At 49.4% G+C, this 25,199-nt stretch carries 24 protein-coding genes; 15 read left to right on the top strand and 9 right to left on the bottom strand.

The features are described from left to right. Positions 1-8: 8 nt before the first annotated feature. Positions 9-1,463, top strand: coding sequence for a DHA2 family efflux MFS transporter permease subunit (locus tag BLR64_RS16510; RefSeq protein WP_090715847.1), 1,455 nt, complete (start codon positions 9-11; stop codon positions 1,461-1,463). A 151-nt stretch (positions 1,464-1,614) separates the two neighbouring features. Continuing rightward, positions 1,615-2,385 carry a M15 family metallopeptidase gene (locus BLR64_RS16515; RefSeq protein ID WP_090715787.1) on the top strand — a complete coding sequence of 257 codons (771 nt, stop codon included), beginning with the start codon at positions 1,615-1,617 and terminating at the stop codon, positions 2,383-2,385. A 22-nt stretch (positions 2,386-2,407) separates the two neighbouring features. Here the strand turns inward: BLR64_RS16515 and BLR64_RS16520 are convergent, their stop codons facing one another. Beyond that, a complete protein-coding gene (locus BLR64_RS16520; protein ID WP_090715788.1) occupies positions 2,408-3,418 on the bottom strand; it encodes an ABC transporter substrate-binding protein in 1,011 nt (336 codons plus the stop codon). Positions 3,419-3,653: 235 nt separating this feature from the next. Here BLR64_RS16520 and BLR64_RS16525 point away from each other — a divergent pair, with 235 nt between their 5' ends. Then, positions 3,654-4,424: a stalk domain-containing protein gene (locus tag BLR64_RS16525; RefSeq protein WP_090715790.1), complete on the top strand. Its 771-nt coding sequence runs from the start codon at positions 3,654-3,656 to the stop codon at positions 4,422-4,424. 77 nt (positions 4,425-4,501) lie between these two features. On the opposite strand, the gene BLR64_RS16530 is transcribed toward BLR64_RS16525, so the two are convergent. Then, positions 4,502-5,404, bottom strand: a complete 903-nt coding sequence (locus BLR64_RS16530) for a DMT family transporter (RefSeq protein ID WP_090715791.1) — start codon at positions 5,402-5,404, stop codon at positions 4,502-4,504. 127 nt (positions 5,405-5,531) lie between these two features. Between BLR64_RS16530 and BLR64_RS16535 the strand changes: the two genes are divergently transcribed. Next, on the top strand, positions 5,532-6,410 hold the full coding sequence (locus BLR64_RS16535) for a LysR family transcriptional regulator (RefSeq protein ID WP_090715849.1): 879 nt from the start codon (positions 5,532-5,534) through the stop codon (positions 6,408-6,410). A gap of 149 nt (positions 6,411-6,559) precedes the next feature. Here BLR64_RS16535 and BLR64_RS16540 read toward each other — a convergent pair whose 3' ends face one another. The 3 genes from BLR64_RS16540 to BLR64_RS30830 all read right to left on the bottom strand — a co-directional run bounded on the left by BLR64_RS16540 (position 6,560) and on the right by BLR64_RS30830 (position 9,726). Continuing rightward, entirely contained in the window at positions 6,560-7,273 is a 714-nt protein-coding gene (locus BLR64_RS16540) for a thioredoxin domain-containing protein (RefSeq protein ID WP_090715793.1), read from the bottom strand. A gap of 35 nt (positions 7,274-7,308) precedes the next feature. Next, positions 7,309-8,667, bottom strand: coding sequence for a WG repeat-containing protein (locus tag BLR64_RS16545; RefSeq protein ID WP_090715794.1), 1,359 nt, complete (start codon positions 8,665-8,667; stop codon positions 7,309-7,311). 87 nt (positions 8,668-8,754) lie between these two features. After that, on the bottom strand, positions 8,755-9,726 hold the full coding sequence (locus tag BLR64_RS30830; RefSeq protein WP_090715796.1) for a YrpD family protein: 972 nt from the start codon (positions 9,724-9,726) through the stop codon (positions 8,755-8,757). Between the two features lie 439 nt (positions 9,727-10,165). Here BLR64_RS30830 and BLR64_RS16555 point away from each other — a divergent pair, with 439 nt between their 5' ends. Next, complete coding sequence (locus BLR64_RS16555; RefSeq protein ID WP_090715798.1) at positions 10,166-11,326, top strand: Gfo/Idh/MocA family protein; 1,161 nt, start codon at positions 10,166-10,168, stop codon at positions 11,324-11,326. Positions 11,327-11,426: 100 nt separating this feature from the next. Next, positions 11,427-12,224, top strand: a complete 798-nt coding sequence (locus tag BLR64_RS16560) for a DUF3221 domain-containing protein (RefSeq protein WP_167360702.1) — start codon at positions 11,427-11,429, stop codon at positions 12,222-12,224. A gap of 73 nt (positions 12,225-12,297) precedes the next feature. Here the strand turns inward: BLR64_RS16560 and BLR64_RS16565 are convergent, their stop codons facing one another. Then, a complete protein-coding gene (locus tag BLR64_RS16565) occupies positions 12,298-13,185 on the bottom strand; it encodes an AraC family transcriptional regulator (protein WP_090715801.1) in 888 nt (295 codons plus the stop codon). A gap of 124 nt (positions 13,186-13,309) precedes the next feature. On the opposite strand from BLR64_RS16565, the gene BLR64_RS16570 reads away from it, so the two are divergent. Further along, positions 13,310-14,197: a sugar phosphate isomerase/epimerase family protein gene (locus tag BLR64_RS16570; RefSeq protein ID WP_068726125.1), complete on the top strand. Its 888-nt coding sequence runs from the start codon at positions 13,310-13,312 to the stop codon at positions 14,195-14,197. Positions 14,198-14,209: 12 nt separating this feature from the next. Then, a complete protein-coding gene (locus BLR64_RS16575) occupies positions 14,210-15,283 on the top strand; it encodes a Gfo/Idh/MocA family protein (protein WP_090715803.1) in 1,074 nt (357 codons plus the stop codon). A gap of 77 nt (positions 15,284-15,360) precedes the next feature. On the opposite strand, the gene BLR64_RS16580 is transcribed toward BLR64_RS16575, so the two are convergent. Next, positions 15,361-15,567 carry a DUF1657 domain-containing protein gene (locus BLR64_RS16580; RefSeq protein ID WP_090715804.1) on the bottom strand — a complete coding sequence of 69 codons (207 nt, stop codon included), beginning with the start codon at positions 15,565-15,567 and terminating at the stop codon, positions 15,361-15,363. 209 nt (positions 15,568-15,776) lie between these two features. Between BLR64_RS16580 and BLR64_RS16585 the strand changes: the two genes are divergently transcribed. From BLR64_RS16585 to BLR64_RS16615, 7 genes are all read left to right on the top strand, one after another. Beyond that, a complete protein-coding gene (locus tag BLR64_RS16585) occupies positions 15,777-16,640 on the top strand; it encodes a DUF421 domain-containing protein (protein ID WP_090715806.1) in 864 nt (287 codons plus the stop codon). 37 nt (positions 16,641-16,677) lie between these two features. After that, the gene (locus tag BLR64_RS16590) at positions 16,678-18,126 is read left to right on the top strand and encodes a spore germination protein (protein WP_090715807.1); all 1,449 of its coding nucleotides are present in this window, start codon (positions 16,678-16,680) and stop codon (positions 18,124-18,126) included. Next, entirely contained in the window at positions 18,123-19,283 is a 1,161-nt protein-coding gene (locus BLR64_RS16595; protein ID WP_090715809.1) for a Ger(x)C family spore germination protein, read from the top strand. The genes BLR64_RS16590 and BLR64_RS16595 overlap by 4 nt, the downstream gene beginning before the upstream one ends. A 22-nt stretch (positions 19,284-19,305) precedes the next feature. Further along, positions 19,306-20,397, top strand: a complete 1,092-nt coding sequence (locus tag BLR64_RS16600) for a GerAB/ArcD/ProY family transporter (protein WP_090715810.1) — start codon at positions 19,306-19,308, stop codon at positions 20,395-20,397. Positions 20,398-20,491: 94 nt separating this feature from the next. Beyond that, positions 20,492-21,469 carry an AAA family ATPase gene (locus BLR64_RS16605; protein ID WP_090715812.1) on the top strand — a complete coding sequence of 326 codons (978 nt, stop codon included), beginning with the start codon at positions 20,492-20,494 and terminating at the stop codon, positions 21,467-21,469. A 3-nt stretch (positions 21,470-21,472) separates the two neighbouring features. Further along, a complete protein-coding gene (locus BLR64_RS16610) occupies positions 21,473-22,555 on the top strand; it encodes a DUF58 domain-containing protein (protein WP_090715814.1) in 1,083 nt (360 codons plus the stop codon). Next, positions 22,552-23,895 carry a DUF4129 domain-containing protein gene (locus BLR64_RS16615; RefSeq protein WP_090715815.1) on the top strand — a complete coding sequence of 448 codons (1,344 nt, stop codon included), beginning with the start codon at positions 22,552-22,554 and terminating at the stop codon, positions 23,893-23,895. The genes BLR64_RS16610 and BLR64_RS16615 overlap by 4 nt, the downstream gene beginning before the upstream one ends. A 57-nt stretch (positions 23,896-23,952) precedes the next feature. Here the strand turns inward: BLR64_RS16615 and BLR64_RS16620 are convergent, their stop codons facing one another. After that, the gene (locus BLR64_RS16620) at positions 23,953-24,279 is read right to left on the bottom strand and encodes an AzlD domain-containing protein (RefSeq protein WP_090715817.1); all 327 of its coding nucleotides are present in this window, start codon (positions 24,277-24,279) and stop codon (positions 23,953-23,955) included. Then, positions 24,270-25,007, bottom strand: coding sequence for an AzlC family ABC transporter permease (locus BLR64_RS16625; RefSeq protein ID WP_090715819.1), 738 nt, complete (start codon positions 25,005-25,007; stop codon positions 24,270-24,272). The genes BLR64_RS16620 and BLR64_RS16625 overlap by 10 nt, the downstream gene beginning before the upstream one ends. Positions 25,008-25,199 lie beyond the last annotated feature (192 nt).

Here is a 25,199-nt window from a genome sequence, read left to right on the forward strand (position 1 = left end):
AAGCAACAATGCAAGGCAAGCAACAACCTGAGGTTAAGAAATTTAAAACCATTCCGATTCTTGTTTCTCTGCTGCTCGCCGGCTTTATCGGGATGTTCAGTGAAACAGCGTTGAATGTAGCACTGTCGGATTTAATGACTATACTGCAAATTACCCCGTCGACAGCACAATGGCTTACTACCGCTTATCTGCTGACTCTGGGAATTCTCGTTCCGATTTCGGGCCTGCTGCTCCAATGGTTCACAACCAGACAGCTGTTTGTAGCCGCGCTAAGCTTCTCGATCTTGGGAACCTTTATTGCCGCAATGGCACCGACCTTTGAGGTTCTGCTGCTTGCACGCGTGGTGCAGGCAATGGGTACAGCTCTGCTGCTGCCGCTGATGTTCAACACCATACTGGTTATTATCCCGCCTGAAAAAAGAGGCGGAGCGATGGGGCTTATCGGTCTTGTAATTATGGTTGCGCCTGCGATCGGACCGACGATTGCCGGTCTGCTGATCTCCAACCTGACCTGGCACTGGATCTTCTGGCTGTCACTTCCGTTCCTTGTAACGTCCCTGATCTGCGGCATTTTCTTCATGCAAAATGTATCTGAGGTTACCAAGCCGAAGATTGATGTGCTGTCGATTATCCTGTCCTCCGCCGGATTCGGCGGTATCGTATTCGGATTCAGTAGCGCCGGTGAAGAAGGCGGCTGGGGCAGTACCAAGGTTATTGCTGCAATTGCTGTAGGTGTAATTGCGCTTGTGCTATTCGTCATCCGCCAGATGACGATGAAACAGCCGATGATCAACCTGCGTGCTTTTAAATTCCCGATGTTTACGGTAGCTGTGTTGATGATCTTTATCTGTATGATGATCATTCTTTCCTCCATGCTGATTCTTCCGATGTATCTTCAGCAGGGTCAGGGCTACTCAGCATTCAAAGCAGGTCTCCTGCTCTTGCCTGGCGGTATTATCAATGGTCTGATGTCACCGATTATGGGTCGTTTGTTCGATAAATACGGTCCGAAATGGCTTGTTATTCCGGGTCTGGTAGTTGTGGCTGTATCGCTGTGGTTCTTCTCCAGTATTACCGCTACATCGACCGTTATTTTCGTAATCGTGCTGCACAGCGCGCTGATGATCGGGATTTCGATGATCATGATGCCTGCACAAACAAACGGCATCAATCAGCTGCCGCTGGAGTACTATCCTCACGGTACGGCAATCATGAACACACTGCAGCAGGTTGCCGGTGCGATCGGTACTGCGCTCGCTGTCAGCATCATGACTTCCGGTACGAAGAGCTACATGGAAACTGTGACCGACACTACCAACCCGCTGAATGGTCTGGCTGCTTTCACCCATGGGGTGCAAAATGCTTTTGTATTCGGAATGGTGATGGCCGTTATCGGATTGATCATAGCATTCTTCATTAAACGTGTCGTTGTACAGCATAAGACTCAGGCACCGATGCACTAATCGTCTTTTTTGTAAGTAACCAAAAATAATCAAATTTTAAAGGCATATCCGTAAATGGATATGTCTTTTTTTACTGCCCAACTTTATAATGAGATCGTATACTAAGCAGCCGGGAGGATGAAATGGAATAAAGAAAGGGGCAACATGAGGCATGAAGCAGATTTTTAACAGGAAAAAGATTAGTGTGTTAAGCCCGATTGTCTGTGCAGCCTTGCTGTCCGTTTTGACTACGAATCAGGCATCGGCACAGGCCACAACCGGTCAGGATACAGTGTGGAAACCGGCAATCAACAAGGTTGTCAAAAAGGACAAGCTGCCCTCCGGCTTCGTATATCTTGATGAGGTTATTCCGGAAGCGCAATATCAAATCCGCTATTACGGCAAATATAATTTTACCGGTGCACCGGTCAGCGGATATAAGGCACCACTGGCTATCTCTACCTCCAAAGCGGCAAATGCCCTGAAAAAAGTGAGTGATGATCTTTCAGCGAAAGGTTATATTCTAAGAATCTATGATGCCTACCGTCCGCAAAAGGCGGTCAACCGCTTTGTTGCCTGGTCCCTTGATGCTTCAGATATTAAGAATAAGGCCCTGTATTATCCTGAGCTCGATAAGCGTAACCTGTTCAAGCTGGGGTTCATATCCAGAAAATCGGGGCATTCGAGGGGCAGTACCATTGATCTGACGCTGGCCGACAAAAAAACGGGCACCCTGGTGGATATGGGCAGCCCGTATGATTTCTTTGGTGACATTTCTTATTACAATACCACATTGGTCAGCACCGCACAGCATCAGAACCGCAAAATCCTGAAGGATGTTATGGTCAGGCAGGGATTTAAGCCGTATGCCAAGGAATGGTGGCATTTTACCCTGATTAAAGAGCCTTATCCGGCAACCTATTTTGATTTTAATGTGGAGTAGAGCTGATTAATAGTCAAAAGGATTATTGTTGTGCCATTAACACGGGCAGCTCCTCAAGCAGGCGTGTCCGGGTGATCAGATCATCAAAGTTCCATTTGCTGTCAGTAACGTACACATGGCCATTCTTCACCGCCGGAATGGTCTTCCAGATTGGCCCATCCATTAATTCCTTAACGGCGGCGGAGGTTTCCGCCGTCTCATCACCAAGTACAAACACTTCATCTCCGGCATATTCAGCCAGAACCTCAGCCGAAATTTCCGCAAACCGTTCGTCCTTGCCGATCATTTCCTGAACTCTTGGGGAAGGCTTGAAGCCCAGCATATCATACAGCGATACTGAAATTCCCTGATGACCCATCACATAGAGTGTCTTACCGAGCTGCAGATAGATTGTAGCCGTGTCTCCGGAGCCGAGATCCAGCTTCAGCTGATCCTTGACCGCCGCTGCCTTGGTTTCATATTCAGTTATTTTCTGTTCGGCCAGCTCCTGTTTACCGAGCGCGTGGGCAATCTGCCGCAGCCGTTCAAAAGTGCCGCCTTCACCGATTACCACCGTGGGAGCAATCGCAGAAACCGACTCAATAGCCGATTCATCCCAGTCATTATAAAGGATCAGGTCAGGATTTAGAGCCACTATCTTCTCCAGTGACGGGGGATAACCGATATCCTCGATCCCTTCGAGCAGATCAGGGTAGGAAACCTGTGTCCCGATAACGCTGAGACTGGCTCCGGCCGGTTTCACATCCAGGGCGAGCAGATCACCGGGATCACTGCCGATATAGACAATCCGCTGGGGATCGGCCGGAATCTCAATTTGACGGTCCTTGGCATCGGTAAAGCTCCTGGTTTCGCCAGTGCCGGCAGTCTGGGCTGCAGTTGCCTGAGCAGATTCAGCGGTTTGTGCCGGATTTGCTGTAGCTGATGCATTAGCAGCCTCCGGGCTGTTATTCGTGCTGCTGCCGCATGCGGCCACCAGCAATACAATGAGAATCGCGGTGCACAGCAATGAACTGTACCTTTTTAAAGTAGACATGATGAACCCCTTTCTATTTAATAATGATAATCATTATCACTTGAAATGAATTTATCATATCTGTTCCTTATGCACAATACACTCGTCCTTAAAGAATAGAATTTTAATACTCTATCTGAGCGTGTTTTACACGAAACGGGTTACTACTGCCGGGGAATCGGTTATTGTTAACTATAAGACTATTCCCTGCAGGCAGCGTGCATAATAATTCTAATACAGGAGAGGTGTGATCGGGATGAAGAGCAGAGTCGCAGCCGTTATCCTTAGTATTCTGTTATTGGCAGCAGGAACAGGGTTATGGACAGTTAATGAGGCAAAAGCAGCCGGAAGCCTGAGTGTTGTTGTTAACGGACAAGCCCTGCAGCTGGCAGATTCGTCTACTTACAAAAACGGTGCAAATGTATGGGTACCCTTGCGGGAAGTCGCTGAGGCGCTGAAGTACAAGATCACTTATGAAGGAAGCAGTGGTACGGTAAAGTTAAGCCGGGTAAACGAGGTAATCGAATTTAAGCTAAGCAGCCGGGAAATCTTACTGGCCGACAAGCAAAAGGTATCTTATGAAGGCTCTATTGAAACCAGACAGGGACGGCTGTATGTGCCGCTGTCTTTTCTGGCCTCTATCGGACTGGTTGCCGGGTACAATCCGGCAGATAATCGGGCAGAGATTTATTCGCCTGAAGTAACAGCAGGAGCAGTGACCACGTTGCTTGCAACAGGCCAGTATGAGGAGCTGCAAAAAAGGTATATCGGAGGCAGCAGCAGCCAGGCTCTTGCCCTGCCGGTGATCCGGCAGAATTGGGAGCAGGTTGCTGGCGTTGCGGGGAACTATCTCGGGGTTAAATCTGCTGTCAGTGAGCGGAAAGAGGATACATTCATTATTCAGAGCACACTTACCTTCTCTGCGTCAGAGGCTGTATTGACGCTGATTGTAGACAGTACCGGTAAATTGACCGGGCTGAAGCTTGCGCCGGCTGCGGCTGTGAAGGCTGTGGCAGATCAGCAGTAAATACAGATTCTCTGATCGAAAAGGAGATTAAGAAAACAGCCCCGGAGGCTTCCTACCGGGGCTGTTCGTGTAACATTTTATAAATCTGCCCTGCGTTTCTTGAAGCTGCGCAGCGGGTGAGGTGCTGCAGGCATTTTGCCCAGCAGCTCGGAAGCGACTATACCGAGCATTACCAGGGCAGCACCAGCGTAGCCCTGCATCGACAGCTGCTCCCCGGCGAACCAGTAACCAAAGAAAGCGGCGAATACCGGCTCCAGTGAGAAGATCAATCCGGTGCGTGTCGGAGTCGTGTACTGCTGGGCAACGGGCTGCAGGATGAAGCCGCAGGCGCTGCAGAGTATACCGAGGGCCAGAATAGCAATCCATCCGGGCATGGAGGACGGCAGAGCAGGCGTTTCAAATATAGCGGATAATACAAGCGCATAGCCGCCTGCGAACCCCAGCTGGAGAATACCGATATTCAGGGAGTCACAGCGCTTGACGGCTTTAGAGGTGTGCAGAATCTGCACGGCATAGAACAGGGCGGCCAGGATGCAGAGGAAATCACCGGGCCGGATATGCAGTGAGCCGTTCAGCGTGAGCAGCCCGATGCCTGCGATTGCAAGAAAAGCGCCGAAAATTTGCGGCGGGGAGACCTTTTTGCGAAAGACAAGGACTTCTAACAGCGGCACAAACACTACGGTCAGCGCAACCAGGAAACCGGCATTGGAGGTTGTGGTTGTCTGGAGCCCGAAGGTGATGCAGGTAAATACGCCAAGCAGCAGAAAACCTAATAATGCCCCGTATTTTAACGTCTGCCTATTAATGCTTCTTAGCCGTTTATGAAACAGAAATGCCGCCAGTATAAAGGCGAGGCCGAAACGCAGAGCGATCAGATTAAACTCCCCCATAGAATCGAGACCCATTTTCATGAAAATGTAGGAGGAACCCCAGAACAGCGTTACCATTATGAGCAGCAGCTCGGCCTTTAGCGGCTTCATTCGTATCATCAGCATCCTTTTTCTTATCATGTGAGTATAGTATAATACTGCCAAAACCATAAGTTAACTGAATGTTTATCATGGTATACATGAGAAAGATTCATATATGGTACAGGAGCTGATTTTTATGAGTCTTAGCAAATATGAGGTGTTCTTGAGCGTAGTGGAGCTGGGGAGTTTAACGAGAGCGGCTGAAGTGCTGGGTTTTACACAGTCGGGAATCAGCCACACCATCAGCAGCCTGGAAAATGAGTTTGGTTTCCCTTTGCTGCTCAGAAGCCGTTCCGGTGTAAAGCTTACTGGGGGCGGGGAGCAGGTGGTTCCGGCGATGCGGGAAATCCTCAAGTGGAATGAGCAGCTTAAGCAGCAGGTTGCCGATATTCACGGGCTTGAGACCGGGACGATTACGATCGGCACCTTCACCAGCGTGTCTGTATATTGGCTGCCGGGTATGATTAAGGAGTTCCGCAAGGAATATCCGTATATTGAATTCAAGCTGATGGAAGGAGGGTACTACGAAATTGAACAGTGGATCGAGTCGGGGATGATTGACTGCGGATTCATTTCTTTGCCTACGCGGGACAAATTCGAGGTGTTTCCGCTGAAGCAGGACCGTATGCTCGCGGTTCTCTCCAGAGAGCACCCGCTGTCGAATGCTCCCTACATGCCGCTTGCGCAGATCGCTCATGAGGACTTTATCATCCAGAAGCCGGGCTCCGACTATGATGCGAGACGGGTGCTGGACAAGGCGGGAATTAAGCCCAATATTAAATTTACCGTAGGCGACGATTCGGCGATTATTGCCATGGTAGAGAACGGGCTGGGCATCAGCATTCTGCCGGAAATGATCATCACCCGCCAGAACCATAATGTAGCCATGCTGGAGCTGGAGGAGCGCAGCTTTCGCTCGCTGGGAATAGCGGTTCATTCGCTAAAATATGCTTCGCCTGCCACTCGCAGATTTCTTAAGCATGCGCAGGAGTGGCTGAAACAGGAACCGGGGTGATCTACTGTTAGACTAGAGAGAAGGGAAACAACATAATTAATAAAAGCTAATGAAAAAAGAAAAAAATAGCACATTCTGCTAATTGGCAAGCATATGAATGCCAGAGTGAACAGTCTGTGCTTCTTTTATGTTTATTTATACAACAGAAATTATTTTACTGCTAATTGAGTTTCAATAGCTTCAGCCAATGTTTCATATGAAGAATCCAGTAAAAGTTCTCCATTAACCATGAATTGCGGGGTTCCATTTACTCCAAAATGTCCAGCAGTTTTATAGTCTTCCTTTACATCTAACATATATTCATGAGCTTTAAAATTTTTTTCAAATAGACTGTAGTCAATGCCGCTTATATTTTCTTTTACAAATTTCAATAGAAAATCTTGAGTTGCCCATATTTGTGTTTCATCACCTTGTTGATCATAGAGTTTATCATAAAAATCCCAAAATATGGAGTTACTTTGATTAGCAATCGCTTCTCCGGCACTAGCAGCCAGAATAGAATCACGGTCAATAAATGCATAATTAATAAAAAATAGTTCTGCTTTACCAGTATCAATAAATTCCTTTTTCAGTTTTGACCAATTGAGCTCCTTCCATTTTTTACATGCGGGACATTTGAAGTCTGCAAACTCAACTATTTTAACCTTAGCATCAGATTTACCAAGATGGGGTTGCTTTTCGTATTTCAATCCTTCAACATTATACGTACCTTTTATTTCAGTGTAATTGGGCATTTCCTCAAGTGCGGAGATTTTTGATGAATTATTATTAAAGATAATAACAGTCAATAAAAGAATTACAGAAATGGCTAACAAGGTGATAATATAGTAAGATGTTCTGCTACGGAATTCTCTCTTAGTCATCTATAAACGGCCTCGCTTCTTTCATATAATTAAACCTATTTTTGGCTCCAGACAATTTGTCCAAGCTGATTGATATATACTTCACTGTCATTTGTATAAGCATAAGATAACTCGTGGTAGAACGGTTCTGCCCAAGACAAGGTAGGCTGAATAACCCATTGACCAGCTTTGTTTATAAAACCGGATTTTCCCTGAGACTCAGCTATAGCCAGTCCTTCATGAAAATCACCGGCCGCTTCGAATGTATTATGGATTATCTGTTTGCCTCTGGCATCAATGTAACCAACTTTACCATCCATTTTTACCGCGGCTAAACCTTCTGAAAAAGAATGAACGGCATCATATTTAGCAGGTATAACTAACTGGCCTTTTTTATCGATAAATCCGAATTTAGATTCCTTTTGTACAGCTGCTAGCCCTGAATGAAATAGATCGGCATTCGAATAATTTGCAGATATAATAACAGTCCCTTTTTTATTAAGATAAAGATACTTCCCTTTTAATGATACCAATGCTAGACCCTCAGAAAAGTCTGTGGCACTGTCATACAAGGCTTTAATAACTATTTTACCTTTAGTATCGATGTACCCGTATTTTTCTCCAATCTGCACTGCAGCTAGCCCTTCAGAGAATGGATTAGCCTTCTTATATTGTGGTGGTATTATACTGGCGCCTGTCATGTCCATATATCCGTACTTTGAAACGGTTGTGAGTGTCCGGTATGCTGCCAAACCCTCTGAAAATGCCTTTGAGTCATAGTAATTATCTTTTGGAATAACCAGTTTCCCCTGTTGATTTATGAAACCTGCGAACTTACCGCCAGAATATACAATGGCAAGTCCTTCATTAAATCGATATGCATCGGAAAATTTAGATTGATAATTAATAATAATTTTCCCTTGGGAATTGATGTATCCGAATTTGCCTCCGCTTGACACTGGAAATAGGTTATCCTTAGCGTATAATGATACTATTTTCGGACCACTGTACCATTTAACTTGAAGGTTTCCGGCTTCACCTATAAATCGAATCGGCACATAAGTTACACCATTTGTAATTTCTGGTGCAGATTGAAGGGGATATACCTTGTTGTTAATCCAAGCTGTTTTCTGATTTACTAGTAATTTAATGTTAGTATCAGTATTTTTATTTACTCCTGTAATTGATTTTGCAGTCGGGTCAAAGCTGACTGTAAAACCCAAGGCAGAAAAAATATCCTTGAAAGGTACCAGGACGGCGTTATTTTTTATTATCGGAGAGTGTGTTAATGGCAAGCTATCACCATATAACATCACTTGTATTGAATTGTTTGCAAATGCTCCTTCGCGGCTGAAACAGGAAATAATCATCATTGCGATTAATGACGAAAAGAATATCTTTAATGAATTCCGCATGCTACAACTCCCTATATCTTTAATTTGTTTAAATTAAAAATAGCATAGCCAATTTCCTTGTGATACAAGGAAATTGGCTAAAAGCAATTATTTTCCTGTTACTGTAATAGTAACGTTGTTATTTGCATCGCGAGTTACTGTAGCGCCATCTTCATCCGGTGTCGGGAAGGCACTACTAGGCACTGCAACGCCATCTACCTTAATGTTACTAAATACAGATTTGTTTTTACCAATATCGTCACCTGTGACTACAGCGAGTACTTTCCATTTTTGGAAACTAGATGGCTGGATATCATATGCAGTATTCGATGTTACTATGGTAGTCAGAGGAGTGTCAGCAGATCTCCCACAGCCAAGGTCCGCACAGATTGCCGTTCCATCGACCTTCATACGAATTTTCTTTTCATAGTTGTACCAAGCATAAAAGGTAACCTGAGAACCAGCCATATAAGCATTTGAAGCCTGCACTTGATTATATGGTGAAATGAGTGAGGAATTAGTCGTAATTCCGTTAATTTGAATAGTAGGTTTCCATCCTTGTTCGGCGCTGCCAATACCAACATTTGAATCGTACATTAATCCCATATCAGCAGAGTTAGCTCCAGCCATGAAACCTGTGTAAGTATATGCATTTTCTCCGCTATCTCTGGATACTTGTGAAGGTGCCGCGATAGTTGCTGAAGTAGAAATATAGCTTCCCCTTTTAACTATATATTGTCTTCCGCCAATGCCATCTGGTAGATCAACTTGTGCAAAAGGAGTAGCTATATTTTGTAATTTGTATACATTCTCCGAAACTGAGCTTTTGACAGGTGTTGACTCAATACTTGAGAGTGAACGATCAATCGGAACAAAAAATGCTTTCTTTTCATGACTCGCGTCTTCTTCATAAAAATAGTATCCATCATCTTGGACGCTTATGTAATCGTATGTTCGCTCTGTTGTTAATGCAGCAACGCCCTTTAGGCTTTTTGTTAGTTTTTCCTTTTGAATCTCATTCGAAGCCTCAGTAATAAATCCATCAATTACATCTTGTGATATGCCAATTTTATTTTCGATTTTAACTTCTTCTTTTTATTGGGTATCTGATCCAACAAAATTGTTAGCTTCAGCACTTACAACAGATGAAACTAATAATAAAGCTGATAGAAATCCTGTTGAAAGAGTAATCCTTTTTAAATTCATTTTATTGCTCTTTTATAGGTTTAGTAGTAAACGAAAAAAACTGATTGCTCTTGTATCACTCCCCTTTTAAGGAAAATAGTGGAATTCCATAGATGATACTAATCCATAATTTACTAATAATCAACTAAAAAACAATATAAGAAATAATAAGTTATTAACTTTATTAATCCTACAATTTTTTTGTTTAATCTTTGCTTTTTAAAGTTTATCGATCTATTTTTTCTCATAGACTATAATTTCCGTAGAAACATAAAAGTTATGGTACAATATTAAAAGTTTCATATGAAAGCGAATTCATTCAAGGAGGAGTTAGATGAAACAGCTTCGCATTGGAATGATCGGTTACAAGTTTATGGGCAAGGCGCACAGTAATGCGTACCGCAGTTTGCCGATGTTTTTTCCGCAGGCGCTGAAGCCTCAGATGGCGGTCATCTGCGGACGCAATGAAGAGGCCGTGTCCGCGGCAGCCGGCCAGCTGGGCTGGGCCGAGAGTGTGACTGACTGGAAAGAGCTGGTTGCAAGAGAGGATATCGACCTTATTGATATCAATGCCCCAAGCAACGCTCATAAGGAAATTGCTCTGGCAGCGGCTAAGGCGGGCAAACATATTTTCTGTGAAAAGCCGCTGGCGCTGAATCTGGCAGATTCACGTGAGATGCTGGAAGCAGCGGACGCAGCCGGTGTTAAACATATGATTGGCTTCAACTACCGCTTCTCACCTGCAGTACGGCTGGCGAAAAGGCTGATCGAGAGCGGACGGCTTGGGCAAATCTATCATTTCCGCGCCTGGTTTTTGCAGGATTGGATTCTTGATCCGGAATTTCCGCTCGTCTGGAGGCTGCAGAAGGAGGTAGCCGGCTCCGGTTCACATGGAGATCTGGGCGCCCATCTGATTGATCTGGCGCATTTCCTGGTTGGCGATGTTCAGGAAGTAATCGGGATGAGCGAAACGTTCGTCAAGGAGCGCCCGCTGGCCTCAGAGATGACCGGACTCAGCGCGAGAGCCGGGAAGGATGCACCGAGAGGTCCTGTCACTGTAGATGATGCGACACTGTTTCTTGCCCGCTTCACCGGCGGAGCTATCGGGAGTTTTGAGGCAACGCGGTTTGCTGCAGGGCACCGTTCGACGAATGCTTTTGAAATCAACGGCAGCCTGGGCAGCGTGAAATTTGACTTCGAGCGGATGAATGAGCTGGAGGTGTATCTTACTTCTGACGCTGAAGATGTACAGGGCTTCCGCCGTGTGCTCGCTACGGATCCGGCGCATGATTACGCGGAGGCCTGGTGGCCGCCGGGCCACACGATCGGTTTCGAGCACACGTTTATCCATGAAATGCTGGAGCTGTCCTCGGCCATTGCCGAAGACCGTCAGCCGGAGCCGAATTTTAATGACGGCGTGAAATGCCAGGCCGTGCTGGAAGCAGTAGAGCGTTCCATTGAGGAACGGCGCTGGGTTCAGGTATCTGAGATGTAGACAGCCGGCTTCCTGACAGTTCATCGTTAAATGGCTAACAGCAACCTTTCCATGGTTCATCGCGTTTAGAGAAGTAGAAATCATGGAAAGGCGGCTGAATATGTCCAGATGGAAAATAGCGGGACTCAGCTTTGGTTTGATTAGCCTGCTGCTTGCAGGCTGTGCAGATGCAGGGGATGTGACCCGCACGGCTTCACCTGCAGCAAGCTCTTCTTCGGCGCCGGCACAAGGGGCCGTAGCTACATCCGACGGTCAGATTGCGGCGGATCCGGAGAAGGTACAGCTCTTCCTGACAGAGGAAAGCATTCTCAACGGGGATATTTATCTGGAGGACAATCTAGTCCATATTAATATTGTGGGGCTCGACAGCGGACTTGAGCAGCGTTTTGCCGAAAAATTCACTTCCGGCAGCTATATTTTGCACGATGTGAAATATTCTGCCGGTGAGCTTGAAGCAGCACAGAAATTGCTGGCAGACAAGGATTTGCATAATCAGCTTAATCTCTATGGATCATGGGTTGATGTCAAGCAGAACAAGCTTGGCGTTACTGTACCCGACGATTACCTGGAGGCTGCCGAACAGACTCTGAATAAGCTGATTGATCCCGGAATGCTGCGCTTTGAGGTGCAGGAGCTGGGGGAGCCAAGCGTAACCGGAACCATTGTTGAAGTGAAGTCAGAGACTGTGGACCGTATTCTGATCCTGGAACCGGGAAAAGACACGCCGACTTACTGGTTCTCCTTCAATGACCGCTCTGAGCTTTATGATGCTGCCGGGCAGAAAATAGAGGTCACCGGATTGAAAAAGGGACAGCAGGTGCATATCTGGGGGACGGGAACCATTCTGGAGTCGCTGCCTGCACAGGCCACTGTGCGGAGGATTGAACTGATAGAGTAGCTGCACACCGGCAATAAGGAAGAGCACCGTTCATAATAGCTGAACGGTGCTCTTTTTACGCATGCGAAATCCGTCATTTTCTCGCCGCAGAGGGCGTTATCCCTTTGTATTGCTTATACAGCTTAGTGAAGTAATTTGGATTGTCACAGCCTACTTTGCCGGCAATTTCAGTAATGGTAGCATCTGTCTCCAGCAGCAGACGTTCAGCCTCATTAACCCTGCACAGGTTCACGTAGTCAATGAAGGTGCGGCCGGTCAGTTTTTTGAAGGTTTTGCAGAAATGGTAGGGGTTAAGATTTACGAACTTTGCTGCAAATTCGATACTGATTTTATCGTCATAATGGCTGTCCAGATACTCCAGCAGCGGCTTGAAGCGCTCCCTGTTGACCGAATAGCGTTCACTCTGCTGCCTGCCCTCCACCTGCTGCGGGGGAAAGGAGCGGGCCAGCAGGGTGAAGAACAAATGCAGCTGATTCTTGACCACAAGCTGAAAAGCGGGCCCCTTAAGCTGCACTTCATGGATCACCGATTCCAGCAGCGTATAATAGGCAGCGCAGGCAGAAAGATTGTCCGCCGGCTTTACAGGAAACTGGTAGCGGTTATTCAGGTAAGGAGCCACAAACTGCTCGTGCTGGGAGTCCTGGTTCCTGTCCTTGAACAGCGAGGCATGGAACACGATGGATACAAAGTCAATATCTCCGCTTGTTAGACTATAGCCGACGTGAAGTCCGCCTGATGGCACAATAATGACGTCGCCCGCCGAAGCATGATAGGGCTTGCTGTCTACATGAAAGATAGCGCTGCCTTTTTGCATAACAATAATTTCAAAATGCTCATGCCAGTGCAGAAAAAGGATATTCTGCTCTGGCCGGGCATCCCTGCACCCGTTGAAGAATACGCGGAAGGGATAGGTTTTCTCTTCAAGCTGGGGGTATTCCTTGAGCTCTTTCGGATAGGACATCCCGGTATCAACTCCCACAAGATTCAGCTAAATTAGCACAAGATAAGGAGAGATTTTGCTTATAATGAGCCTTATACTTGGTTTATTCAGTTAACTATAAACCAATATTGGAGTGGTACACAAGATGGAAGATACATTGAGAATCGGTACACTGGTCGGAGGAGGAGACGCAGTAAGAGTGATTCCTCAGATTGCACGTCACGGCTTTGAATCCTACAGCCTGACCTTCTGGCAGACTACAGGCAAGACGGATCTGGCAGACACGGCAGCGCGGGTGCGGGAGCTGGCCGAGGAGCACCAGTTTGTCATTTCAGCGATCGGGGTGTTCGGCAATCCGCTTACCGGAACCGGCGATAATGCAGATACACTGGCAAGCTGGGAACGTCTGATTGATCACGCCCACTTATTCGGGACCGATATCGTAAACGGTTTCACCGGACGGCTGACCGGCCTGTCCATCGATGAATCACTGCCCAAATTTGCCGAAGTATTCGGAGAGCTGTCCAAAAGAGCGGCAGATAAAGGAGTCAGAATCGCTTTTGAAAATTGCTCCATGGACGGCAGCTGGAAGACCGGCGACTGGAACATAGCGCATAACCCTACCGCCTGGGAGAAGATGTTCAATGCCGTACCGGCCGACAATATCGGCCTGGAATGGGAGCCCTGCCATCAGATGGTGCAGCTGATCGATCCCATTCCGCAGCTGCGCAAATGGACGGATAAGATATTCCATGTACACGGCAAAGACGCAACAATTGCCTGGGACATCGTAAAGGAATATGGCATCCACGGACCAAAAGATTATGTGTGGCACCGCACTCCGGGCTTCGGGGATACGAACTGGACCGATGTAATCAGCATCCTTCGCCAGGCCGGATACAAGGGCACCATTGACATTGAAGGCTGGCATGACCCGGTATACCGCGATCATCTGGAAATGACCGGACAGGTTCATGCGCTGAACTATCTGAAATCGTGCCGGGGCGGCAGCTTTGTCCCCAATCCGGTCTAGAGGAGGCTTAACATGACAGCACAATATCGGGTGGCTGTGGCCGGCTGCGGAGCCATGTCTAATGAATGGATCAGCTATGCCTTAAAGCGGCCGGATACAGAAATCGTAGCTCTGGTCGATATCCGGCTGGAGGCGGCTGAAGCAATGGCCGTCAAGCACGGCCTTAACACGGCTGCGTTTACGGATATTAAGCAGGCAATCAAGGAGACCGGGGCGAATCTGGTATTTGATGTGACTATTCCATCCAGCCATTATCATATTGCTACTGCAGCGCTTGAGCTGGGCTGCGACGTGTTCAGTGAGAAGCCTCTGGCGGAATCGCTGGAGCAGTGCAGCGAGATTGTAGCGGTTGCCGGACGGACCGGCCGCTCACACGCGGTTATGCAGAACCGCCGCTATGACCCGCGTATCCGTTCTCTCAGAGGGCTGGTTGAAGCCGGGACGATCGGACGGATCGGCTACGTGGGTGCAAGCTTTTTCCTGGCGCCGCATTTCGGCGGCTTCCGGGATGCCATGGACAGCCCGCTGCTGCTGGATATGGCGATTCATACCTTTGATCAGGCACGGTTCATCAGCGGAGCAGACCCGGTTACCGTGTACTGCCAGGAGTTTAACCCTCCAGGCTCATGGTATGCAGGCAATGCAGCGGCTGTCTGCATCTTTGAGATGTCGGACGGCTCCGTATTCTGCTACCAGGGCTCGTGGTGTGCGGAAGGTGCGCCTACTTCCTGGGAAGCATCGTGGCGTGTACAGGGTGAGCAGGGCGCAATCCTGTGGGATGGTACGGGAATGCCTTATGCCGAGGTGATCCGGGACCATGCAAACAATGAACAGTTTCTGCGTGAATACGAGCGGCTCGAAGGAGCTCAGGTACCGATGGAAGAAACCTTCCATCACGGCTGCCTCCGCGAAATGTTCCTGTCGCTCAGTGAGCAGCGCCCGGCTGAAACGGACTGCCGCGACAATATCTACAGTATGGCTATGGTCTTCGGTGCCCTGGAGAGTGCCAGAACCGGCCGCAAGCTGGAAATCGCCAGCTTGTTGAACCTTTCCGGCCAGGTGCTGCGGCAGGAAGCCGGAATCTAGGCGAAAATGAAATAATAAAGAGACCGTCCCTCTGCAGAAGCTGCAGAGGGACGGTCTTTTTTGGTACCGGAAAAAGGTTAGAATCCTCTGTACTGCGGTTCTTCCTTCTCCAGCTGGGCTACACGGCCTTCAACCTGCGTAACGATCTGCTGGGTCTGTTCAGCTGCACTGGTAAACAGGGTTTTGGCTTCCTCATTCTGGGTTTCCAGTGCGAACTGCTCAAGGCTGGCCTGGGCGCTTTTTAACGAAGACAGGCAGGTTTTCACTTGCGAAGCAACAGTCATAACTTGTTTCCCTCCACATTCATAAATAACATCTGACTATCATCTAGTATTGACTGTAAAGCTGAAGGTAATGCTGGTAAATTCAAGCAGTTGAATGGATGAATATGGTTATACAGCATCAAAAGTTCGATGGACCGCGAGTAATTCTCCCCTCTTTTGACAAATAATGAATAGGACATATGCATAAACAAGTTACAGGGGGGATCAGCATGCCGGAATGGCTAGAGGTCATTGTACGAACCATATTTGCTGTTGTGGTCTTGTTCTTTTTGACCAAGCTGCTTGGCAAAAGACAGGTTTCACAGCTTTCTTTTTTTGAATATATAACAGGAATTACTATTGGGAGTGTGGCTGCCTATATTTCACTGGATACGGATAAGACATGGCATCTAGGGATAATTGCGCTGATTGTGTGGGTGGCCTTCTCTCTGGGAATTGAATATCTGCAGATTAAGAGTAAGAAGGCCCGTGATTTCATTGATTTCAAATCAAGCGTTCTGATCAAGGACGGCAAGATTATGGAGGATACCCTGCGTAAAGAAAAGCTGACCACGGATGAGCTGCTGGAGGAGCTGCGCAAAAAGGATGTTTTTACGGTGGCCAATGTTGAGTTTGCCATCATGGAGTCGGACGGTGCCGTCAATGTTCTGCTCAAAAAGGAAAATCAGCCGCTGACACCCAAGGATCTGGGGATCAAGGTGGCACCAGAAAAGGAAACGCAGGCTGTCATCATGGACGGCAAAATACTGGATGAACCTCTGGATACGCTGAACCTGTCGCGCAGCTGGCTGAAGGGGGAGCTGGAAAAACAGGGTCTTACGGTGGAGAATGTTTTTCTCGGGCAGGTGGATTCCTACGGGGAGCTGACGGTTGATCTGTATGCCGACAAGGTGCAGGTGCCGCAGCCCCAGGACAAGCCCCAGCTCTATGCCCTCCTCAAAAAATGCGAAGCGGATCTGGAGCTGTTCAGCCTGTCCACCAGCAATCAGGAGGCGAAGCAGATGTACGGGGACAGCTCGGCCAGACTGCAGAAGCTCCTGCAGGAATTAAAGCCTTATATTCAGGCAAACTAAGTCAGATTCACCATTTATCCGGAGGAGGCGGGAAGAAATGGCGGAAAGCGTTCTGGATGCCATACAGGAGCAGCTGCAAGGCTGCAGTGATGCTGTATACCAGTCTATTAACATTCACGGGCACCCCTGCATGCTGATCTATATCCCGTCTATCGTGGATACCCTCAGCCTGCAGGAATTCGTCGCATCACCGCTGAAGTCCGAGGCCAATGGAGAGCCGGACTGGTCCGGCTTTCTAAAGCGTCTGGATCACGGATCAGCCTTTGCCATTCCCTATATCAAGGTATATGAGATAGACAGGGCCGTGGAGCTGGTTGTCAGCGGCAATGCGGTGCTCTGCATCGAAGGGCTGCCGTTTCTGTACTACTTCGAGATCACCCACTATCAGAAAAGAGCGGTCTCCGAATCTCAGAATGAGCTGGTTGTTATCGGTCCCCAGGAGGCATTCATTGAGGATGTGGCCACCAATCTGTCACTGCTGCGCCACAAGATCAAGCATGCCGACCTGAAGACCAAGCATTTTTCTATCGGAAAATACACAAAGACCGATGTGTATGTGGTCTATATTGAGGGCCTCTACAAGCCGGAAATCCTCGCAGAAATAGAGGAGGTTCTGGTCAATCTGAATATGGACGGCGCACTTGGCATCAGCTACATCGCAGAGCATGTGAAGCAGGGCAAATTCTCGCCGTTTCCGGTATTCCAATATACCGAGCGTCCCGACTCGGTGGCTGCCTCGCTGATGGAGGGCAGGGTCGGAATTTTACAGGACGGTACACCCTCCGCACTGCTGACCCCTGTAACCTTATTAACGCTTCTGCAGTCGTCTGAGGACTATTATCAAAGCTTTTACGCAGGAAGCTGGATCAGGCTGGTCCGCTTTATCTTTTCGCTGATTTCCATGGTGCTTCCGGCCTTTTACGTCGCGGTTACTACTTTTCATTCGCAGATTATCCCGTCAGACCTGCTTCTGACAATTGCCGCCGCACGCGAGAACATCCCCTTCTCTGCCCTTACGGAAGCCCTCATTATGGAGCTGACCTTTGAGGCGTTAAGAGAAGCCGGCACCCGGATTCCAAAGCCTGTCGGACAGACTGTTTCCATTATCGGAGGTATTGTCATCGGTCAGGCAGCTGTGCAGGCAGGAATTGTATCTGCCCCGATGGTCATTGTCGTCTCGATAACCGGGATCGCCTCTTACATTATTCCGCATATGGAGCTGGGGCTTACTTTCAGGCTGCTGCGATTTGTGCTGCTGGTCCTTGGAGGCACGATGGGACTGCTGGGGGTTATCGTTGCTGTTTTTATCATTTACGGGCATCTGGCTCATTTAAAATCGTTTGGAACACCGTACCTTCAGCCGTTAGCACCGCTGATTCTGGAGGACTGGAAGGATACCCTGCTGCGTGTACCTAATCCGTTCATGACCAAGCGGAGCACCTCCTTTACAGCCAGTAAAAATGACAGGAGGCAGAGACCGAAATGAAGCTGCTCAGGCTTGGAGTTGCTCTGCTGCTGATGTTTGGCTTGACCGGCTGCTGGTCCAAGCTTGAGCTGGATGAGCTGACGTTTATATTCGGCATGTATGTGGATGCCGGAGCGGAGCCCGGCACGGTTGAATTGTCCATCAGCACACCGCTGCCAAACCGGCTGGCATCCGGTACACTACCCGGAACTGCCCAGGGAAAAAACTATTCGACTGTAACCAAAACGGCCCACTCGATTACGGATGCCATTATTCTGATCCAAAAGGATCTGTCCCGCCGGCTGGAAATTTCGCACATAAAAGCGATTGTTATCGGCAAAGATTATGCGGCTAACGGTATTCATGAGCTGCTGGAATGGTGCAAGCGGCAGCCGGAGATTCCAATGGGGGCTTATATCATGGCGGCTCCGGGCAAGGCCAAGGAGACAGCCGGATTGTCCGCAATCTTTGAGCAGCTGCCGGATCAGGTGCTGAGAAACTTTTCAGAGCTGAACCTGACATACGCCACAACTATACGGGATTGTCTGCTGGCCGAGTCCAACAATATGGGATATGCCATGAACTTCCTTTCGTTTGGCGAGAAGCCGGAGGAGAAGGACCAGGGCGAGCCGGTGAAATGGGCAGGTGTACAGGGGGTGATGCTCTTCAACGGCATGAAAATGGCAGGAACGTTAAACAGCGATCAGAGCAGGGCGCTTTCCTGGGCCTCCGGTAACCTGTCCGGGAATGTAGCTCTTCCCATGTACACTGTAATCTGGAACGAGCAGGAGAGTAAAGGAAAGGCGAGCGCGCTTTTCTATAGTGACACTGTATCGAGGAAGGTACGGATGACAGCTGACGGGCCTGTTTTCCACATCAGGTTGAAGGGTAAAGCGAGCATCACTCTTTTTGATGACAATAATACAGACGAGGCAGTGGATCACAGCAGTCTGATCCGGCGCAAGCTGGAGGAGCGGATTACTTCAGAAGTGCGGAAAGCGATAGAGCATACTCAGAAGGCAGGAGCAGATGTCCTGCAGCTTGGAATGTTGCTCGAATGGAACCATCCAAGGGAATGGAAGAAGCTAAAGGAACACTGGAGTGATTATTATGCTGATCGGGCGAAGATTGTCGTGACGACTGATATACGCATTGTAGATTTTGGGGCAAGCAAATAAAGGATCGGGCAAAGGAGGACCTATGCGTACTACTAACTGGCAGATGTTCCGTTTCAGCTTGGTCTATTTCAACTCCCAAACCTCCATTTTTCTCATACCCATTATTGTTTCAAAATCAGGATATCAGGGCTGGACAACGGTTTTGATTGGCAGTGCATTATCGGTCGTTCTTCTGTTTTTTATGATTCATGTAGGGAAGCTGAAGCCCGGGCAGCCCTGGATTCAATTCGGGGAACAGTATATGGGCAAGTGGATGCATCGTATTCTGGTATTTTTGCTGCTAGGCTGGTGTGTTTACTATGCTTCTTATGATATTGAAAATTTTGTGCTGTTCTTCGGATCGAATTATATGCGCGGCACACCTCCGCTCTTTATCCAGCTGGTAATCGGCACAGTCATTGCATATACAGCCGCCAAGGGATTAACTACGATTGTGTATATGGCGGACGGTGTTTTTCTGCTGCTGATCGTCACCACATGCTTTTCGTTGTACCTGTTTTTACCCCATGCCAATTTTCAGATGCTTCCTGCGTTTATCCACCACTTTGACCCGGGGAACACCATTAAGGGTTCCTTTGCAGTCAGCACATGGTTTGCGGAGTGGGTCGTGTTCCTGTTTGTCGCGCCGGAGCTTAAAATCAATACGAATATGCTGAAAAAGGTTCTGCTCGCCGAGCTGGTTCTGACCGTACTGGTACTGGCCGGGTGGGCGCTCACCATGATGAATTTCGGGCCGCATCTGGGAAAAGATCTGCAATATCCTTACCTGGATATGGTGCGCAGTTCGTCGCATGATGATATTCTGGGAAATCTGGACCCCATTCTGATTGGCATCTGGTCCGCTTCCATGTTCATTCACAGCTCATTTCTGATTTATGTGGCCAGCAAATGCGCCTTGTATCTGACGAGACAGAAGGGGAAGAAGCTGATGGTTCCGTGCCTCACCCTGTGTTCGGTTCTCATCGCCTTTCTGTATTCTATCAGTATCACCAGATACTATTATGACTTCAGCTCATACAATGCGGTGGCAGTCTGGCTGGCTGTGGAATGCATTCCCGTCTATTACTCTGTGGCAGCCTTCTTTAAATCCAAGGTAAATAAGCCTGCAAGCTGAATGCTGCGACTTATTTATTATAAATTGGATGCGCTTTCTGGTATGATTAAGCTTTAGTACATACCTTACAGACGATAGGATGGTGGAATGCTTCATGAATATTCAAGAGGCTGGCGAGCTCATAAGCTCAATCCGTAACAATCTCTCAAAGGTTATAGTCGGAAAAGAGGCCGGAGTAGACCTGCTGCTGACAGCGCTGCTGGCCAACGGCCACGTGCTGCTGGAGGATGTGCCCGGTACGGGGAAAACCCTGCTGGCCAAGACTCTGGCCCGTTCCCTGGACTGTCCGTTCAAACGGATCCAGTTCACTCCGGATTTATTGCCCTCCGATTTGAGCGGCATCAACTACTATAATCAGAAAACGGGAGAGTTTGAATTCCGGCCGGGTCCGGTATTTGCCAGCATTCTGCTGGCGGACGAGATCAACCGTGCTACTCCGCGGACGCAGTCCAGCCTGCTGGAATGCATGGAGGAGCGCCAGATTACCATCGACGGTGTGACCCATGGGCTGGAGGCGCCTTTTCTGGTCATTGCAACACAGAATCCGGTTGACAGCCAGGGAACGTTCCCGCTCCCGGAAGCCCAGCTGGACCGGTTCCTGCTGCGGATAACGACGGGATATCCGGCTTTTGAGGAAGGAGTACGGATTCTGCAGCGTTTCCGACTGAATAATCCGCTGGAGGACACGGCCGCAGTTGCGGATGCCCGGCAGATTCAGGAGGCACAGCGCCTGGCGGCAGCAGTGAATATCAGCGACGATCTGCTGGCCTATCTGATGCAGATTGTGGAAGCGACCCGCAAGGCGCCGTCCGTCAAGCTCGGTGCCAGCCCGCGTGCAGGCTTCGCGCTTCTGCGCGCGTCTCAGGGCTACGCCCTGATTAAAGGCAGGGATTATGTCCTCCCTGATGATATCAAGGCAGTAGCCGGGCCGGTGCTGGCACACCGGCTGGTGCTTCAGCGCGGCCCGGGGGCGCGGGAGGGTCAGGCTGCTGAGACGGTTCAGCAAATCCTGCGCGAAGTGGAGGTTCCGGCCGAACCTGTCCCGGCGGCAAGAGGCGGAAGGGGAGCGTAGCCCATGTCCCTTCCCTGGTTTATTATCAGCACACTTTCGCTGCTGGTGATTGTCTCTCTGATTTACCAGCGTAATGCGCTAAAAAAACTCAGTTATTCCCGTTATTTTTCCGCTTCTGCCGTCTATCAGGGTGAGCAGATAGAGATGGTAGAGGAGATTGTCAACCGCAAGCTGCTGCCGCTCCCCTGGCTGAGGCTGGAATCCAGCATTGCCCGGGGGCTTGAGTTCGGCAGCCAGGACAATCTTGGTGTCAGCAGCGGCGAGATTTACCAGAACCATATCAGCCTGTTCTATCTGCGGTCATACCGGCACATCAGGCGCCGGCATCAGATCCGCTGTACCCAGCGGGGCCTGTTCCGCCTGGAATCGGTAACGATGACGACCGGTGATCTGTTCGGAATGAGCCGGAACAGCAAACAGTTCCCGCTGCAGCTGGAGCTGCTGGTCTATCCGCTGATGATGGATATCTACGAGCTGCCGCTGCCTGTCCACAGCTGGCTTGGAGAGCTTCCGGTCAAACGCTGGATTGTGGAGGACCCGTTCCTGACCGCAGGCACCCGGGAATACAGGCCGGGCGACTCGCTCGGCGCCATGAACTGGAAAGCCACCGCCCGGACCGGAGTGATGCAGGTGCATCAAAAGGATCACACTGCCGATGTCAGGCTGATCATTTGCCTGAACGTGGAGAACAGTGATAACATGTGGCGCAATATTACAGATACGGAGCGGATTGAGCTGGGCATCCGTTATGCGGCAACAGTGGCAGAGTATGCAGACGGACACGGCCTTGAAACCGGATTAATGTCTAATGGAAGACTAGACGGTGAACCGGATGCCGTGAATGCCGCCAATGCGGGAAGCCTGCTGGAGGTGCTTGGCCTGCTTGCACGCCTGCAGCTGGACCGCACCCTGCCAATGTCGCGGCTCCTGGAGCTTGAAGCCGAGAACAGCCCGTCTGATAAGGATTACCTGATTATCAGCTGCCACCGCGGAGCCGAGCTTGTGCATGCGGCAGAGGAATTGCGGCTGCTTGGCAATGGTGTGGCCTGGCTGGATATTCCCGCAGAAGGGAGGGACAGTGCATGAGCAGCGGATTCGGCAAGCGGCTGAAATTTACTCTTGGGTTGTGGATGGCGTGTCTAATTGAGGGTTTGCTGTTTCTCCCGCTATGGATTCTCCTTGAGGTTTATTTGCACCCGGTGCAGGCTCCCTTTCCGTGGTATTTGATTCTGCCTGTATTGTCCCTGTCAGGGGTATTATTACGGCATAGGGTCAACCGCAGGTGGATGCAGATTCTTGCTTCACTGCCGATTGGGGCTGCGGCCGGATTCATTCTGGGGGGAGCAGGGTTTAATGCCTTACCGATCATGCTAGTCTGTGCCTTGTTCGCCTATCTGGGAATGAATGCGGCAGACCGCGGGCTTGGAATTAAGACTTATTCCATTGGTCTAATAGTGTATTTTGCAGCGGGCATTATTTATGCACGGGTTCCCGAGCTTCAGTATACCCTGACTCTGCTGACCTGGTGCGGCTGCGGGTGCCTTATCCTTGCTCTGCTGAATACCAACCTAAGCTTTATGCGCTACAATTCCTTCACAGCAGGAGCTGAACGGCTGCCTTTCGGTATGAAGCGGTATAACCGGCTGCATCTGGTGCTGTTTGTTGCCGCAGCAGCCTTACTAGCATCAGGTGCGGTCAAGGCCTTTGCAACACTGATAGTGGGTGCGTTCTACCTGCTCTTTGGTTTACTTTCCAGGCTTTTCTCCAGATCAGAAGACGTAGCCATTAGTCGGCAGGACATGCCAGCATCCCAGGAATTTCTGCAGACCGAAATGAAAGAGCCGGGACTGTTGTCTACGATTCTTGATGTGATTTTTTATGGGCTAGCAGCGGTCATTGCTCTAGCAGTGCTCTATTTCGGTGTACGCTGGCTTTACAGAAACAGCAGCGGCATCTTCCGCCGCGTAGTTGATTCTATCCTGTCAGTTCTGCGAAGGGAGAACAGTCAGGAACAGAACGGATATAAGGATGAAGAGGAGAGCGTTTTTGCCTGGGAGCAGACGATGGAAAGCCTCCGGAGGTTTGTAAAAAACCGGCTGAAGCCGGGAGGGAGGAGCGACCGCTGGGAGGCTATGGACGGCAGCAGTGAGCGTGTACGCTGGCTCTACCGCCACTGGCTGAATGCGAGAGCGGCCGAAGGCTACAAGATCAAGAGCCATCTGACGCCCCGGGAGACGGGAGCGGATGTGGCGGAATGGTCCGTGGACCGGCAGCAGGCCCGTAAGGGGGAGCGCAGCGGTAGTGAAGCACAGGCTGCAGAACTGCTGCAATTGTATAATGAGGCCAGATACGGACAGTCTCCGGCTTCGGCTTCCGGCAAGGAGCCCGGGCAGCTGGACCAGCTCAAAAAGCAGCTGAAGCTCTAATAGCCCCGGAGCGGCATAGAGCACTTCCGGGGCTGAGGTCTTTTGATTGAATCGGGATCAGAACAGCAGCCTGAGCAGCATCAGCGCCAATACACCGGTGAGGACGGTGCCCAGCAGGCTGCGAGTTTTGATGGCAACCCAGAAAGCCGGCAGGGCGGCGATCAGCTCCACATTCGTGTTCAGAGCCGAGAACTGCCCGCCGTCGATAAACAGCTCCTGGGCGACCAGTGCGGACATGACGGCGATCGGCATGTAATTCAGCCAGCGCATTCCCCATGCGGGGATGGTTATCCGGCTGAGCAGTATCAGCGGGAGCACGCGGGGAATAAATGTAACCAGCGCTGCTCCCAGTATAATCAGGAATATATCGGGTCTTACTTCCATTTTTCCAACACAGCTCCTATCGTTGAGGCTATCACCGCTGCGGCAATGACCCCGATACTGGGGGACCAGAGGATGGACAGGCCTACTGCAATAATCATGGCAATGAGGCCGACCGTAATATCAAGGGCATACCGGCTTCTGCTGATAAGCGTAAGCACCAGCAGTCCGATGAACATGGCCGGAAGGGCAAAGTCCAGACCCCATTCCTCCGGACTCGAAATCCATTGCCCAAGCACCGCACCGGCCAGATTGGCAATGATCCAGTTAAGATAAGCGGTAATATTCAGGCCGTGCATCCATTTCTCACTGATTGCCTTCTTGCGTGCACTTCTCTGAATGGCGACCCCAAAGGTTTCATCGGTCAGCAGTGTGCCGATCAGCAGATTGCGCAGCGGTGTCAGATGGCGGAAGTACGGCGAGAGGGCTGCACTGAGAAGCAGATGCCGGAGATTGACCAGCAGGATTGTAATAATAATGCTGGTTGCCGTGCTTCCGGCAGCAATCATTCCGGCAGCAATAAACTGGGCGGACCCGGCGTACAGAATAATAGATATTAGGGCGATCTCGGCCAGAGAGAGTCCAGCTGTTTTCTCGACAACACCGGCGGCAAAGCCGATGCTCAGATAACCCAGCAGAGTAGGGATACAATCCTTGACTCCCTGGAGGAAGCTTTCTTCGTTGTCGTCTGGTGCAGCAGCAAGTTCCGCCTGTACAGTATCGGTTTTCATGAGAACGTCCTCCTTTCAGCCTGTCTTTATTTAACGCATTGCAGTTAAAACGCATTATCTTAATATCTAATAAATTGCGCTCATTGGCAAGGGAAATCTTCATTAGCTATTCAACTATAAGTGTAAAAAGGTCCCGCCGCATAGGTTCATGCGGACGGGACCTTTTATTATATTTGCGTGACAGCTCAAGGA

This window comes from Paenibacillus typhae (assembly GCF_900099765.1).
Classification (GTDB): Bacteria; Bacillota; Bacilli; order Paenibacillales; family Paenibacillaceae; genus Paenibacillus_AQ; species Paenibacillus_AQ typhae.